The following is a 12,940-nucleotide window of genomic DNA, read 5'->3' on the forward strand; positions in this document are numbered from 1 at the left end:
ACCCGTTCGTCCTGAGCGAAGTCGAAGGATGGTCCGGTACGTAGGTGCTTCCACTTCGCTCAGCACGAACGGGCGGGGTGCGATTGGATCAGGCCCGCGCCTTAGATCGCCCCACCCGTCAGCCGCTGGCAAACCATATCAAGCTGGTCCAACGTCGAGTAATTCAACGTCAACGTCCCGCCCGTCTCAGTATGCGCCACCCGGACCTGCAACCCCAACAAGTCCGCCAACTGCCGCTCCAACGCCGCAATATCCGCATCCTGCACCCGAGGCTCGGACGAACCACCACCGCCGCCACGGTTCCGCCCAGGCTTCGCATCGCGCGCCAGCTTCTCGGTCTCGCGCACCGACAGGCCCCGCGACACGACCTGATCCGCCAGCGACTCCACATCCGGCGACCCCAGCAACGCCCGAGCATGCCCCATCGACAGCGACCCATCGACCACCTGAGACTGCACCTGCGCCGGCAACTCCAGCAACCGCAGCAGGTTCGCAACATGACTGCGCGACTTGTGGACGATCTTGGCGAGCACCTCCTGAGTATGCCCATATTCGCCCGCCAGCCGCTGATAGGCCTGCGCCTCTTCGATCGCGTTGAGGTCCTCGCGCTGGATGTTCTCGATCAGCGCGATCTCGAGCGTCTCGGCATCGTCGAAGTCGCGAACGACGACCGGCACCTCGTGCAGCCGCGCGCGCTGTGCCGCCCGCCAGCGCCGCTCGCCCGCGACGATCTGGAAATCATGCCCATGCGGCCGGACCACGATCGGCTGGATCAGCCCGCGCGACGCGATCGACGCGGCCAGCTCGTCGAGCATAGCCTCGTCGAAATGCCGGCGCGGCTGATCGGGATGCGGCGACAGCGAACTGACCGGGAGCATCCGCACACCCGACGATTGCTGCGCCGCACCATCGGCCGATACCGGCGTCTCGCGCGCCATCTCACCAAGTAGAGCGTTAAGGCCCCTGCCCAGCCCCGGCCGGCCGCGTTTGTTACCGTCGCTCATGCCGCAACCTGCGCAGTTGCCGGAAGCCGCCCGATAAGCTCACGCGCCAGCGCAATATACGCCTGCGACCCCGAACACCGGTGATCGTAGATCAGCGCGGGCAACCCGTGGCTTGGCGCCTCCGACAGCCGCACGTTGCGCGGGATCACCGTCTCGAACACCACTTTGCCGAGAACCGCGCGGACGTCCGCCGAGACCTGGTCGGTCAACCGGTTCCGCCGATCGAACATTGTCAGCGCCACGCCCAAAATCGACAGACCCGGATTGAACCGCTGGCGGATGCGCTCGACCGTACTCAACAACTGCGACAACCCCTCAAGCGCGAAAAATTCGCATTGCAGCGGCACCAGCAGCGAGTCCGCCGCGACCATCGCGTTGATCGTCAGCAGCCCCAGCGACGGCGGGCAATCGATCAGCGCGATATCCCACGGCCCCTGCGCCGCCTTCACCGCGCGATCGAGCCGGTGCGTGCGCGCATCGAAATCGACCAGTTCGATCTCCGCGCCCGACAGGTCGACCGTCGCCGGGACGATATCGAGCCGCGGCACGCGCGTATGCACCACCGCTTCCTCGATCGACGTCTCACCGACCAGCACGTCGTAGCTCGACCGTTCGCGCTGCGAATGGCCGATGCCGAGCCCGGTCGACGCGTTGCCCTGCGGATCGAGATCGACCAGCAGCACACGCATGCCTGTGGCGGCCAACGCCGTCGCGAGGTTGATGGCGCTGGTGGTCTTGCCCACCCCACCCTTTTGATTGGCGACCGCGATGGTGATCATCGCGCGCTTACCCGATCCAGAACCACGATCGACGACTCCGGGTTCGTGACGCTTTGTTCCACGTGGAACATAAACCGCCAATGCTGCTTGAGCGCGGCCAGCTCCTCCTCGTCGAAACGCCCCCGAGGAAGCAACCACCGCGTCTCCGTTGTGGCGCAGTGCGCCGCGCCACGCAAAAGGTTTTGCAATGATGCCACCGCGCGAGCGGAAATGATCGACGCATCCGCGGTCGCATTCTCGACTTTCGATGCGTGAACCCGGACCTGCTCGCCAAGCCCAAGCCGAGCGACACACAGCTGGAGGAAGTCCGCACGTCGACGACGCGGCTCGACCAGATCGACCGGCCCCTCGCGAACCAGCGCGACGACCATACCGGGAAACCCCCCGCCGGTGCCGATATCGAGCCATCGCTTCGCCGACGTATCCGCCCCCGCAAGCGCAACCAACTGAAGCGAATCCACCACATGCCGATCCCAGATCGTCGGGATCGTCGACGGTGCGATCAGGTTCTGGTGCGGCGCTTCCTCGACGACCATCGCCACAAACGCGTTCAAGCGCTCGGTCGCCTCTGCCCCGAACCGCTCGGTCGTCCAGCTCTGTGCGTCGTCTTCGGTCATGCTGGCACTCGTTTCGTATGCAATAATACCGCGGACAACGCCGCCGGTGTGATCCCCCGCACCCGCGCGGCCGCGGCCAGCGAAGTTGGCCGCGCCGCACTCAGGCGATCGATCATCTCGTTCGAAAGGCCCGGCACGCGGTCATAGGCGAGATCCTCCGGCAAACGGATCGCCTCGTCCGCCCGCAACCGCGCGACCTCCTGCGCCTGCCGCTCGATATACGGAGCGTAGCGCGCGTCCTCTAACACTTCGTCAACGACCGCCACCGGGATGCCTTCAGCAGCGTCCGGCGCGACATGCGCGAGCGTTACCCCCTCGAACCGAAGCCAGTCGAACGCAGTCCGCCGCGCGCCATCCCGACCGATCGCAACACCCTGATCGGCCACATGGGTCGCAGTCCGCTCGCAGTCGAGTGCCGAGCGGAAACGAGCACGATCCTTGGCCAATGCATGCTGATGCGCCAACCGCTCAGGTCCAAGACACCCAGCCGCCTCCGCAATTCCGCCCAGCCGCGTCTCCGCATTATCCGCACGCAACGACAACCGGAACTCCGCCCGCGCGGTCAGCATCCGATACGGCTCGGTCACCCCTTGCAGCGTGAGGTCGTCGATCATCACCCCAAGATAGCTCGAAGCGCGATCAAGTATCACCGGCGCCAGATCGCAAGCATACGCCGCCGCATTGAGCCCGGCGACCAGCCCCTGCCCCGCCGCTTCCTCATACCCCGTCGTGCCGTTGATCTGCCCCGCGCAGAACACGCCCTCGATCGCACCGAGCGCAAGCCGAGTATCGAGCGCACGCGGATCGATATAGTCATACTCGACCGCATAACCCGGCATCGTCATCGTAACGCGCTCAAGCCCAGGAATGCTGGCAAGCATCGCCGCCTGAACCTCGACCGGCAGCGACGTCGACAACCCGTTCGGATAGACCGTTCCATCGTCGAGCCCCTCGGGTTCGAGGAAAACCTGATGCCCGTCCCGGTCGCCGAACCGATGCACCTTGTCCTCGATCGACGGACAGTAACGCGGCCCCGCCGCCTCGATCGCGCCGGTGAACAGCGGCGACCGGTGGAATGCCTCGCGGATGATCGCATGCGTCCGATCAGTCGTACGCGTGATGGCACAGGCGATCTGGGGCAATGGACGGCCCCGAGTCATCGGCGACATCGTCCAGGGATCGAGGTCCGACGGCTGCTCGGCAAGCGCGGCCCAGTCTATCGTGCGACCGTCGAGCCGCGGTGGCGTCCCCGTCTTCAGCCGCGCCATCGGCAGGTTCCGAGCGCGCAACTGGTCCGCGAGTGGCTTGGCAGCACGCTCGCCGATCCGTCCCCCTTCCTCGCGATCGTCACCTCGGAAGATACGTCCGCCCAGGAACGTGCCGGTCGCCAGCACGACCGCTCGTGCCGCCACGATCGCGCCATCCGCCAACACTACTCCAGCCACGCGATTACCGTCGAAGTGCAACGCCGTCGCCTCGCCCTCCACGATCGACAGCCCTTCCGTGGCTGCCAGCATCGCCTGGATCGCTCCCGAATAAAGACGGCGATCCGCCTGAACCCGAGGCCCCTGAACCGCCGATCCCTTGCTCCGATTGAGCATACGATAATGGATTGCGGCAGCATCGGCCGCGCCCCCGATCAGCCCGTCGAACGCATCGACCTCGCGAACCATGTGCCCCTTACCGAGCCCGCCGATCGCCGGATTGCACGACATCGCGCCAATATGCGCAGCGTCGAACGACACGAGCGCAGTACGCGCGCCCCTGCGCGCCGCCGCGGCTGCGGCTTCGGTTCCGGCATGGCCACCGCCAACCACCACTACATCGAACATGTCACGGCCGTAGAACGCCGCGACCGACGCGTCAAAGATGTTCCACGTGGAACATCACTTCCCGATGCAGAAACGCCCGAACAGCGCGTCGAGCATCTCCCCCGTCGCGTCCAGCCCAAGCACGCCAGCAAGAATCGCGCGAGCCTGTCGAAGGTGTTCCGCGACGATAAGCGCATCGGAGCTTCGATACCGAAGAGCCTCGACCGCCGCAGCACACTGCCGACGCTGATGCTGCTTCAATGCGATCTTATCGCCACGTGGCAGCATCGCAATCCCTCGCCGATGCAGTTCATCCCACAGTGAATCGAGCGATCCCTGGTCGTTTTGCGAGACCGCCAATGTCCGACCGAAGGGCAGTTCTCCCCGCCCCGGCAGATCCGCGCGCGCATGAATCCAAATCGCATCCCCACGGGGCGGCGCGGTATCGGCCAGCCAAATCACGATATCCGCCGCGGCAAGTGCACCCTCAGCACGCCTGACGCCGATCGCCTCGATCGGGTCGAGCGTGTCGATCAAACCCGCGGTGTCGGTCAGCACATAGGCGACACCGTTCCGCGTCACCGGCACGTCGATCCGGTCGCGCGTCGTTCCCGAGATTGGCGAGACGATCGCCGCATCGCGCTGGCCGAGCAGGTTGAGCAACGTCGACTTGCCACTGTTGGGTGGGCCACCAATGACGACCCGTAGCCCATCCTTCAGCCGCTCCACCGGCGGGGCGTTGACCACCGCCTCGATCTGCGCGGCGAGCGCATCAATCTCGGATACGATCGCGTCGAACGCGGCAGTATCACTCGCGACATCGTCCTCGTCGGCAAAGTCCAGCATAGCCTCGACCCGCGCGGACAGCATCGCGACCGAGTCCATCCAGCCGCGGACGGCTTGGCTGACGCGACCTTCCGCCGCGGTCATCGCAGCGACACGCTGGCTCTCGGTCTCGGCTTCGAGAAGATCGGCAAGCCCTTCGGCTTCGGTCAGGTCGATGCGGCCATTGGTCAGCGCGCGACGCGTGAACTCGCCCGGCTCGGCATGTCGCAAGCCAGGCATCCCCGACAACACACGCTCGACCGCAGCGATGACCGCACGACCGCCGTGGCAATGAAACTCGACCAGGTCTTCGCCGGTCGCCGTCGCCGGTCCCGGAAACACGATCACCAGCGCTCGATCTAGCAACGCCCCATCGGTGTCCCGCAGTCCCCGGAGGCTGGCATGGCGCGGCGCCGGCAAGGGTCCCGCCAGCGCATCGGCCGCGGCGAACGCCTGCGGGCCGCTCACCCGAACGACGGCGATCGCCGCTGGCGGTCGTCCGCTCGATACCGCGAAAATCGTCTTCACGGGAAACTCAGCCGCTTTTCGTCGCGCTGTCGAACAGGCGCTTCCACATCGCCATCCCCGCCTCGCCCATCGGTTGCCACCCGCGGAACATCGATTCGAGCATTTCCGGCTTCATCTGGCCGTCCGGGATCGCCTCCATCATCATCGCGATATAGCGATCGTGGATCGGCGTCAGGTCGGGCAGCCCAACCGCGCGACGCGCCTCTTCGGGGGTGCATTCGATCTCGATATTCATCTTCATGTGGCGCACCCTCGATGACGCTTGAGCGGTCCATCGCGGCGCTGCATAGCGTTGGAATGTATGCGCGCGATGCCGCCTCGATCGCAACGCCTATCGGTCTGGTCCGCGTGACCGGCACCGGGGACCGGATCGACGCGATCGATATCGGCGTGGAGGATGGTTCGACCAGCGACGCGCCCGCGATCCTCGAAGCACTCCGCCAGATCGACGCGTATTTCGCCGGACGGCTGACCGAGTTCGACCTGCCCCTCGCGCTCTCCCCTACCCCGCGCGGTGCCGACCTTCGCCAGGCGATCGTCGACATCGCCTATGGCACCACGGCCAACTACGGCGCGCTCGCCAAGGCAATCGGCTCCAGCCCTCGCGCGATCGGCCAGGCGTGTGCACGCAATCCTTTTCCGATCATCGTCCCCTGCCACCGAATCCTTGGAGCCGGCGGAGCGCTTGGTGCGTACTCCGCGGGGGATGGCCCGATCACCAAATCCCGGCTGCTCGACCATGAGCGGCCGCCAGGAGGACTGTTATGACGAACACTACCAAGATCGCCACGCTCGCGGGCGATGGCGAATTCACCGCGTATCGCGCGACGCCGGCAGGCACGCCAAAGGCCGCGATCGTCGTGATCCAGGAGATCTTCGGCGTGAACGCCGGGATCCGCCGCAAGTGCGATACGCTCGCCGAGGCCGGCTATCTCGCGATCGCCCCCGACCTGTTCTGGCGGCTGGAGCCCGCCATCGAGCTCGATCCGGACATCAAGCCCGAGTTCGACCGTGCGCTCGAACTGATGGGCCAGTTCGACCAGGACAAGGGTATCGCCGATATCGAGGCGAGCATCCGCGCGGTCCGGTCGGAACTCGGTGACGACGCCAAGGTCGGCGTGGTCGGCTACTGCCTCGGTGGGCGCCTCGCCTTCATGACCGCGGCACGCACCGACGTCGATGCCAGCGTCGGCTATTACGGCGTCGGGATCGACGGCCTGCTCGGCGAAAAGCACGCGATCGCACACCCGGTGCTGCTGCACGTGCCGGAGGAGGATCACTTCGTCGACAAGGACGCGCAGGCGGCGATGCACGCGGGGCTCGACGATCACCCCAAGGTGACGATCTACGATTACGCGGGCGAGGACCACGGCTTCGCGACCGAGTTCGGCGAGCGTCGCTCAGATGCGTCTGCCAAGCTGGCGGACGAGCGTACGGCCAAGTTCTTCGCGGAGAATCTGGGCTGACCACACCCTCCCCGTCCCCTTGTTCCGGGGTGACGGGGTGCTGACGACAGACATGAAAAAGGCCTCGCCGGACGATCCCGGCGAGGCCTTTTTTTTATTCCAGCCGAGCCGCGATCAGCGCAGCAGCGAGATGATCCCGAGCGTCTCGCCGGTGCCGACCCAGCCCTCGTAGATCATCTTCAGCGCGACCACGAGAATCACTGCGAGGCCGATATACGCGATCCAGCGATACTTGTTGATGACGCGCGCGATGTAGTTCGCCGCCAGACCCATCATCGCGACCGACAGCAGCAGGCCGATAACGAGGATTCCGGGATGCTCACGCGCCGCGCCAGCGACCGCCAGGACGTTGTCAAGGCTCATCGAGACATCGGCGACGGCGACGGCCCAGGCCGCGCTGGCAAAGCCCTTCGACGAGCGGATACCTGAGCGCTCGTCGCCCTGGATTTCCTCGGATCCGGCGTTCTCCGCGCCCTCGCGGATTTCGCGCCAGAACTTCCAGCTTACCCAGAGCAGCAGCAGGCCGCCCGCGAAGATCAGGCCGACGATGCCCATCAGCCATGTCACGATCAACGCGAAGAAGATGCGCAGCACCAGCGCCGCGCCGATGCCGATCAGGATGACCTTCTTGCGCTGGTCGGCGGGGAGACCAGCGGCGAGGGCGCCGACGACGATCGCGTTGTCGCCCGCCAGGACGAGGTCGATCATCAGGACCGATCCGAACGCGGCGAGCGCCTTCGGATCGCCGAGGTTGGAGAAATCTGCGACTATGTGCTGCCAGATCTCCAGCGGCGAGCCGGGTCCGGCTACTCCCGATGCGGCGGTGGCCAGCATGGCGATGATACTCAAGATGTCAGCTCCCGGTGACGTGAGTCACCAGCGGCGAGCGATGGTGACGGATTATAGGGCGTTTAATAGCGAAACGGCACGCGAAAGCCATGCTCTCGCGTGCCGCTTTGGTCTGCTTGGCGGACATGGGCAAAGCCCATGTCGTCGGTCAGGGCCCTGCCCCGCCGGCCGGATCGATGCGAGTCCCGCTGCAGCGTGCAGCGGGCCGCATTCGATCACTGATTCATGGAATCGAAGAAATTCTCGTTGGTCTTCGAATCCTTCATCTTGTCGAGCAGGAACTCCATCGCGTCGATCGTGCCCATCTGCATGAGGATGCGGCGCAGGACCCACATCTTGCTGAGCTTGGCCTTGTCGACCAGCAGCTCTTCCTTGCGGGTACCCGACTTGCCGACGTCGAGCGCCGGGAAGATGCGCTTGTCCGCGACCTTGCGATCAAGCACGATTTCCGAGTTGCCGGTGCCCTTGAACTCCTCGAAGATCACCTCGTCCATGCGGCTGCCGGTATCGATCAGCGCGGTGGCGATGATCGAGAGCGAACCGCCCTCCTCGATGTTGCGCGCGGCACCGAAGAAGCGCTTTGGACGCTGCAGCGCGTTCGCATCGACACCGCCGGTCAGGACCTTGCCCGACGACGGCACGACGGTGTTGTAGGCACGACCCAGACGCGTGATCGAGTCGAGCAGGATCACGACGTCCTTCTTGTGCTCAACCAGGCGCTTGGCCTTTTCGATCACCATCTCGGCGACTTGGACGTGGCGCTGCGCGGGTTCGTCGAAGGTCGAGCTGACCACCTCGCCCTTCACGCTGCGCTGCATGTCAGTGACTTCCTCGGGGCGCTCGTCGATCAGCAGGACGATTAGGAACACCTCGGGGTGGTTGTCGGTGATCGCCTTGGCCATGTTCTGCAACATGACCGTCTTGCCGACGCGCGGCGGCGCAACGATCAGCGTGCGCTGGCCCTTGCCCTGCGGCGAGACGATGTCGATCACGCGTGCCGACTTGTCCTTGACGGTCGGGTCGGCCGGATCGAGCGTCAGCTTGCTCTCGGGGTAGAGCGGCGTGAGGTTGTCGAAATTGACGCGGTGGCGGACGACGTCGGGGTCGTCGAAATTGACCGCGGTGAGCTTCACCAGCGAGAAATAGCGTTCGCCATCCTTCGGCCCACGAATCTCGCCCTCGACCGTGTCACCGGTGCGCAAACCGAACTTCCGCACCTGGTTCGGCGAGATGTAGATGTCGTCCGGACCAGCAAGATAATTCGATTCCGGCGAGCGCAGGAAGCCGAAGCCGTCGGGCAGCACTTCGATCGTGCCGAGCCCCATGATCTGGTCGCCATTGTCCGCCTGGACCTTCAGGATCGCGAACAGCAGGTCCTGCTTGCGCAGCGTCGAGGCGCTCTCGACCCCCAGTTCCTCGGCCAGCTGGACCAGCTCGGCGGGTTTCTTTTTCTTCAGGTCTTTGAGATGCATGGGGATTTCCGGATAGCAATCAACGGGAGAACGCTCGGTCGGCGGTGCGCTTGGGAAGCGGAACTGGGCGAGACGAGTCTGCTGGAACCCACGACCGGGCAGGACGCCAGGAGGCCGTGTTGGGAGAAGGGGTTAGAATTGGGGGGCGGGTTAGTCAAGCGGGGACGGGACCGCCGCCCCAGCCGTCATCCTGGGCTCGACCCAGGATCCAGAGCCACAAACGGTATCGTCCGCCGCTCTGGATCCTGGATCAAGTCCAGGATGACGTGGGACTTAGAACGGCTTGACGATCACCAGCACGACGATCAGCGTGACCGCCAACGCAGGCACCTCATTGAGCATCCGCAACTGCTTCCCCGCCAGTGTCGGCTTCCCCGCGGCGAGCTTCTTCGCATAGCCGACTGCCCAGCCGTGATAGCCCGACAACAGCAGCACCAGCACCAGCTTCAGGTGCAACCACCCCAGCCCCGGCGCGCCGTCCGCCAGCCCCAGGTTCAGCGCCAGCGCGATTCCCAGCACCCAGACGACGATCATCGCCGGCGTCAGGATGATGTGGCGGATCTTGCTCTCGCGCTCGACCCAGTTCGCCGCCTCGGTCCTGTTACCGGCCGCCAGCGCCTCCTGATGATAGACGAGGTAGCGCGGTAGCATGAACAGCCCCGCCATCCAGAAGATCACGAAGATCAGATGTGCCGCCTTCACCCAGTCGTACGCAGCGCCGAGAAATCCGCTCATGTCGTGCTCCTTACGCGGGCGATCAGCTGCTCGACATGCGCGATGGGCGTGTCGGGCAGGATGCCGTGGCCGAGGTTGAAGACGTGCGGACGCTCGACGAACGCCGCGAGGATCCGGTCGATCGCCGCGTCGAGATCCGCCCCGCCTGCGATCAGCGCCAGCGGATCGAGATTGCCCTGCACCGGCATGTCCGCAGGCAGCGACGCGTGCGCCCAGACCGGATCGACCGTCTCGTCCAGCCCGATCGCATCGACCCCCGTTTCGCGCGCATACGCCGGCAACTTGCCCCCTGCCCCCTTCGGAAAGCCGATGATCGGCACGCCGGGGCAACGCGCGTGGAGGCGCTCGACGATCGACGCGGTCGGCGCGATCACCCAGCGCTCGAACTGCGCGGGCGATAGCGACCCCGACCAGCTGTCGAACAGCTGCACCACGTCGACGCCCGCCTCGACCTGCCGCGCGAGATACTCGACGGTGTTGTCGGCGATCGCATTGATGATCGCACCGAACGCCTCGGGGTCGCGATACGCGAAACGCCGCGTCTCCGACTGATCCTTCGAGCCCTTCCCCGCCACCATATACGTCGCGACCGTCCAGGGAGACCCCGCAAAGCCCAGGAACGTCGTCTCGGGAGGCAAGGCAGCCGCGACCTTCGCGACGGTGCCGTAGACCGGCTCCAGCCGCCCCATCACCGGCTGCAACCGATCGAGCACATGGTCGACCAGCGCCGGTTCGAGCCGTGGCCCCTCGCCGACCCCGAAGCTCAAATCCTGCCCAAGCGCCCACGGGATCATCAGGATATCCGAGAACAGGATGGATCCGTCGAACCCGAACCGACGGATCGGCTGGAGCGTCACCTCGGCCGCCGCGTCGGGATCGGTCGCGAGCGCGAGGAAGCCACCCTTCTCGGCGCGCAGTTCGCGATACTCGGGGAGATACCGCCCCGCCTGCCGCATGAGCCACAGCGGCGGTACGACCTGACGCTCTCCGCGAAGAGTCGCCAGGAGAGGCTTGATGGGAGGCGAGTTGGGGGTCGGATCGGTCAGCGGAGCACCCTTCTTCTACTATAAGAAGATTCAAGAAATAGGTTGTTGCAGTGGTTGGGCGGTTGAACCCGGGACTTATGCGGTGATCCCGGAATTGCCAACAGCTTGACCCTAGCGCACCGCCACAAACGCGCTGATTCGATTCAAGGCTCCCCGTTACCCACAGCCTGTGGATAAAATCCGCCCCTGTGCGCGGCGGTGTGGATAGAATCGGTGTTATCAACGGCGAACCCGTCGCTTGGCGAGGCGGACGAGTTACGCTAGCCGTTCTCCCCATGTTATCCACAGATTCACGCCCACAGGCCCGCCCGCTGGGGATAAAACGCCGATGATGCGGCTCCACCTTCATTTGTTGTCGGATTCAACCGGCGAGACGCTGGAGAACATCGCGAAGGCGGCGTTGGCGCAATATGACGACGTCGAGACGGTCCGCCATTTCTGGCCGATGGTGCGGACCGAGGCGCATCTCGAGCGCATCCTCCAGGAGATCGCGCAGAACCCGGGGCTGGTGGTGTTCACGCTGGTAAACCCCGCGACGCGGCGAATTCTGGAGCAGCGGTGCCTAGCGCTAGGTCTTCCGGCAGTAGCGCCGCTCGACCCGGTCAACGACGCGCTATCGGGGTTGCTCGGGCAGCAGGCAAAGGCGCGACCTGGCCGCCAGCACGTCCTCGACGCGGCGTATTTTGCGCGCGTCGACGCGATCCAGTGGACGATCGCCCATGACGACGGGATCGCCTCGGAAGAATGGGAGGAGGCCGATATCGTCCTGGCGGGCGTATCGCGGTCGTCGAAGACGCCGACCTCGATCTATCTCGCCAACCGCGGCTACAAAACCGCGAACATCCCGATCGTCGTGGAAAGCCCACCACCGCTGAACCTCTACAAGCTCGCCAACCCGCTGATCGTCGGTCTGACGACGAGCGCCGACCGCCTGATCCAGGTCCGCCGCAACCGCCTGCTATCGCTCAACCAGCAGCCGGATACGTCCTATGTCGAGGAGGAAGCAGTGATGCGCGAGCTCGCCTTCGCGCGCCGCATGTTCGCCGACAATGGCTGGCCGGTGATCGATGTCACCAGGCGTTCGATCGAGGAAACCGCGGCGGCGATCATCGCGCTGTGCAACCAGCGGCGGAGCGACGCAGTGACGCCGGAGGAAGTATGAGCCTGATCCTCGCCTCGCAAAGTGCCTCGCGTCGCGCGATGCTGACCGCCGCGGGTGTGCCGTTCGAGGCGACCTTTGCTGGCGTCGACGAGGATGCGGCGAAGGCAGCGTTGCGCGACCTGTCGCCGCGCGATCTGGCCGATGCGCTGGCCGAACTGAAGGCGCTCAAGGTTTCGGCGAGAATGCCGGGCTATCTCGTCCTCGGCAGTGACTCGCTGGTAGCACTGGAAGACGGCACTATCCTCGACAAGCCCGTGGACCGAGCCGACGCGGCGGCGCACCTGCGGTTGATGTCCGGCAAACGCCACGACCTGTGGAGCGCCGCGGTCATCGCCGAGAACGGCCAGGCGATCTGGCGCCACGTCGAGCGCGCGAAGATGCACGTCCGCCCACTGTCCGACGCGTTCATCGAGACGTATCTGGATGCGGAATGGCCCGCCATCTCGGGCTGCGTCGGCTGCTACCGTATCGAAGGCCCCGGCGCACAACTGTTCGCCAGGATCGAGGGAAGTCAGTTCACGGTACTCGGCATGCCGCTGCTAAACGTCCTCGATTTCCTCCGTGCGCGAGGCGAGTTGCTGGCTTGATCCTTCCATTCGTCATGCCGGGCTCGTTCCGGCATCCACGGCTCCGCAAAATCGAGAGG

The 12,940-nt window shown here is 65.2% G+C and carries 14 protein-coding genes; 4 read left to right on the forward strand and 10 right to left on the reverse strand.

Features of this window, described 5'->3' with window-relative positions; translation table 11 throughout:
• Positions 1-101 precede the first annotated feature (101 nt).
• From C8J40_RS12715 to C8J40_RS12740, 6 genes are read right to left on the reverse strand one after another with little or no spacing between them, the layout of a single operon-like run.
• Positions 102-1,004: a ParB/RepB/Spo0J family partition protein gene (locus C8J40_RS12715; protein WP_132897336.1), complete on the reverse strand. Its 903-nt coding sequence runs from the start codon at positions 1,002-1,004 to the stop codon at positions 102-104.
• On the reverse strand, positions 1,001-1,783 hold the full coding sequence (locus C8J40_RS12720; protein WP_056487592.1) for an AAA family ATPase: 783 nt from the start codon (positions 1,781-1,783) through the stop codon (positions 1,001-1,003). Before C8J40_RS12720 ends, C8J40_RS12715 begins: the two co-directional genes overlap by 4 nt.
• On the reverse strand, positions 1,780-2,400 hold the full coding sequence (rsmG, locus tag C8J40_RS12725) for a 16S rRNA (guanine(527)-N(7))-methyltransferase RsmG (RefSeq protein WP_132734925.1): 621 nt from the start codon (positions 2,398-2,400) through the stop codon (positions 1,780-1,782). Before rsmG ends, C8J40_RS12720 begins: the two co-directional genes overlap by 4 nt.
• Positions 2,397-4,232, reverse strand: a complete 1,836-nt coding sequence (gene mnmG, locus C8J40_RS12730) for a tRNA uridine-5-carboxymethylaminomethyl(34) synthesis enzyme MnmG (protein WP_132897337.1) — start codon at positions 4,230-4,232, stop codon at positions 2,397-2,399. The genes rsmG and mnmG overlap by 4 nt, the downstream gene beginning before the upstream one ends.
• A 54-nt stretch (positions 4,233-4,286) precedes the next feature.
• Positions 4,287-5,564: a tRNA uridine-5-carboxymethylaminomethyl(34) synthesis GTPase MnmE gene (mnmE, locus tag C8J40_RS12735; protein WP_132897338.1), complete on the reverse strand. Its 1,278-nt coding sequence runs from the start codon at positions 5,562-5,564 to the stop codon at positions 4,287-4,289.
• Between the two features lie 7 nt (positions 5,565-5,571).
• Positions 5,572-5,805 carry a DUF6489 family protein gene (locus C8J40_RS12740; protein WP_132897339.1) on the reverse strand — a complete coding sequence of 78 codons (234 nt, stop codon included), beginning with the start codon at positions 5,803-5,805 and terminating at the stop codon, positions 5,572-5,574.
• A 14-nt stretch (positions 5,806-5,819) separates the two neighbouring features.
• Between C8J40_RS12740 and C8J40_RS12745 the strand changes: the two genes are divergently transcribed.
• Entirely contained in the window at positions 5,820-6,332 is a 513-nt protein-coding gene (locus tag C8J40_RS12745) for a methylated-DNA--[protein]-cysteine S-methyltransferase (RefSeq protein WP_243693368.1), read from the forward strand.
• Positions 6,329-7,030: a dienelactone hydrolase family protein gene (locus tag C8J40_RS12750; protein ID WP_132897340.1), complete on the forward strand. Its 702-nt coding sequence runs from the start codon at positions 6,329-6,331 to the stop codon at positions 7,028-7,030. The genes C8J40_RS12745 and C8J40_RS12750 overlap by 4 nt, the downstream gene beginning before the upstream one ends.
• Positions 7,031-7,144: 114 nt before the next feature.
• On the opposite strand, the gene C8J40_RS12755 is transcribed toward C8J40_RS12750, so the two are convergent.
• From C8J40_RS12755 to hemE, 4 genes are all read right to left on the reverse strand, one after another.
• Positions 7,145-7,864 (reverse strand): TerC family protein, encoded by a 720-nt coding sequence (locus C8J40_RS12755; RefSeq protein WP_207901228.1) that lies wholly within the window; start codon positions 7,862-7,864, stop codon positions 7,145-7,147.
• A gap of 230 nt (positions 7,865-8,094) precedes the next feature.
• Positions 8,095-9,351, reverse strand: a complete 1,257-nt coding sequence (gene rho / locus C8J40_RS12760) for a transcription termination factor Rho (protein ID WP_031395107.1) — start codon at positions 9,349-9,351, stop codon at positions 8,095-8,097.
• Positions 9,352-9,624: 273 nt separating this feature from the next.
• On the reverse strand, positions 9,625-10,086 hold the full coding sequence (locus C8J40_RS12765) for a CopD family protein (RefSeq protein WP_132897341.1): 462 nt from the start codon (positions 10,084-10,086) through the stop codon (positions 9,625-9,627).
• Positions 10,083-11,102, reverse strand: coding sequence for a uroporphyrinogen decarboxylase (hemE, locus tag C8J40_RS12770; protein WP_207901229.1), 1,020 nt, complete (start codon positions 11,100-11,102; stop codon positions 10,083-10,085). The genes C8J40_RS12765 and hemE overlap by 4 nt, the downstream gene beginning before the upstream one ends.
• Before the next feature lie 358 nt (positions 11,103-11,460).
• On the opposite strand from hemE, the gene C8J40_RS12775 reads away from it, so the two are divergent.
• Positions 11,461-12,294 (forward strand): pyruvate, water dikinase regulatory protein, encoded by an 834-nt coding sequence (locus tag C8J40_RS12775; RefSeq protein WP_132897343.1) that lies wholly within the window; start codon positions 11,461-11,463, stop codon positions 12,292-12,294.
• Entirely contained in the window at positions 12,291-12,881 is a 591-nt protein-coding gene (locus tag C8J40_RS12780; RefSeq protein ID WP_132897344.1) for a nucleoside triphosphate pyrophosphatase, read from the forward strand. The genes C8J40_RS12775 and C8J40_RS12780 overlap by 4 nt, the downstream gene beginning before the upstream one ends.
• Positions 12,882-12,940: the final 59 nt, after the last annotated feature.

It is taken from the genome of Sphingomonas sp. PP-CC-3A-396 (assembly GCF_004343105.1).
Classification (GTDB): Bacteria; Pseudomonadota; Alphaproteobacteria; order Sphingomonadales; family Sphingomonadaceae; genus Sphingomonas.

Excerpts from the sequence above, each read along its gene's own strand:
- C8J40_RS12715 (WP_132897336.1), bottom strand. The coding sequence starts at position 1,004 with ATGAGCGACGGTAACAAACGCGGCCGGCCGGGGCTGGGCAGGGGCCTT.
- C8J40_RS12755 (WP_207901228.1), bottom strand. The coding sequence starts at position 7,864 with ATGCTGGCCACCGCCGCATCGGGAGTAGCCGGACCCGGCTCGCCGCTG.
- C8J40_RS12745 (WP_243693368.1), top strand. The coding sequence starts at position 5,820 with ATGACGCTTGAGCGGTCCATCGCGGCGCTGCATAGCGTTGGAATGTAT.
- C8J40_RS12750 (WP_132897340.1), top strand. The coding sequence starts at position 6,329 with ATGACGAACACTACCAAGATCGCCACGCTCGCGGGCGATGGCGAATTC.
- C8J40_RS12780 (WP_132897344.1), top strand. The coding sequence starts at position 12,291 with ATGAGCCTGATCCTCGCCTCGCAAAGTGCCTCGCGTCGCGCGATGCTG.
- rho (WP_031395107.1), bottom strand. The coding sequence starts at position 9,351 with ATGCATCTCAAAGACCTGAAGAAAAAGAAACCCGCCGAGCTGGTCCAG.
- mnmG (WP_132897337.1), bottom strand. The coding sequence starts at position 4,232 with ATGTTCGATGTAGTGGTGGTTGGCGGTGGCCATGCCGGAACCGAAGCC.
- C8J40_RS12740 (WP_132897339.1), bottom strand. The coding sequence starts at position 5,805 with ATGAAGATGAATATCGAGATCGAATGCACCCCCGAAGAGGCGCGTCGC.
- C8J40_RS12765 (WP_132897341.1), bottom strand. The coding sequence starts at position 10,086 with ATGAGCGGATTTCTCGGCGCTGCGTACGACTGGGTGAAGGCGGCACAT.
- C8J40_RS12720 (WP_056487592.1), bottom strand. The coding sequence starts at position 1,783 with ATGATCACCATCGCGGTCGCCAATCAAAAGGGTGGGGTGGGCAAGACC.
- rsmG (WP_132734925.1), bottom strand. The coding sequence starts at position 2,400 with ATGACCGAAGACGACGCACAGAGCTGGACGACCGAGCGGTTCGGGGCA.
- C8J40_RS12775 (WP_132897343.1), top strand. The coding sequence starts at position 11,461 with ATGATGCGGCTCCACCTTCATTTGTTGTCGGATTCAACCGGCGAGACG.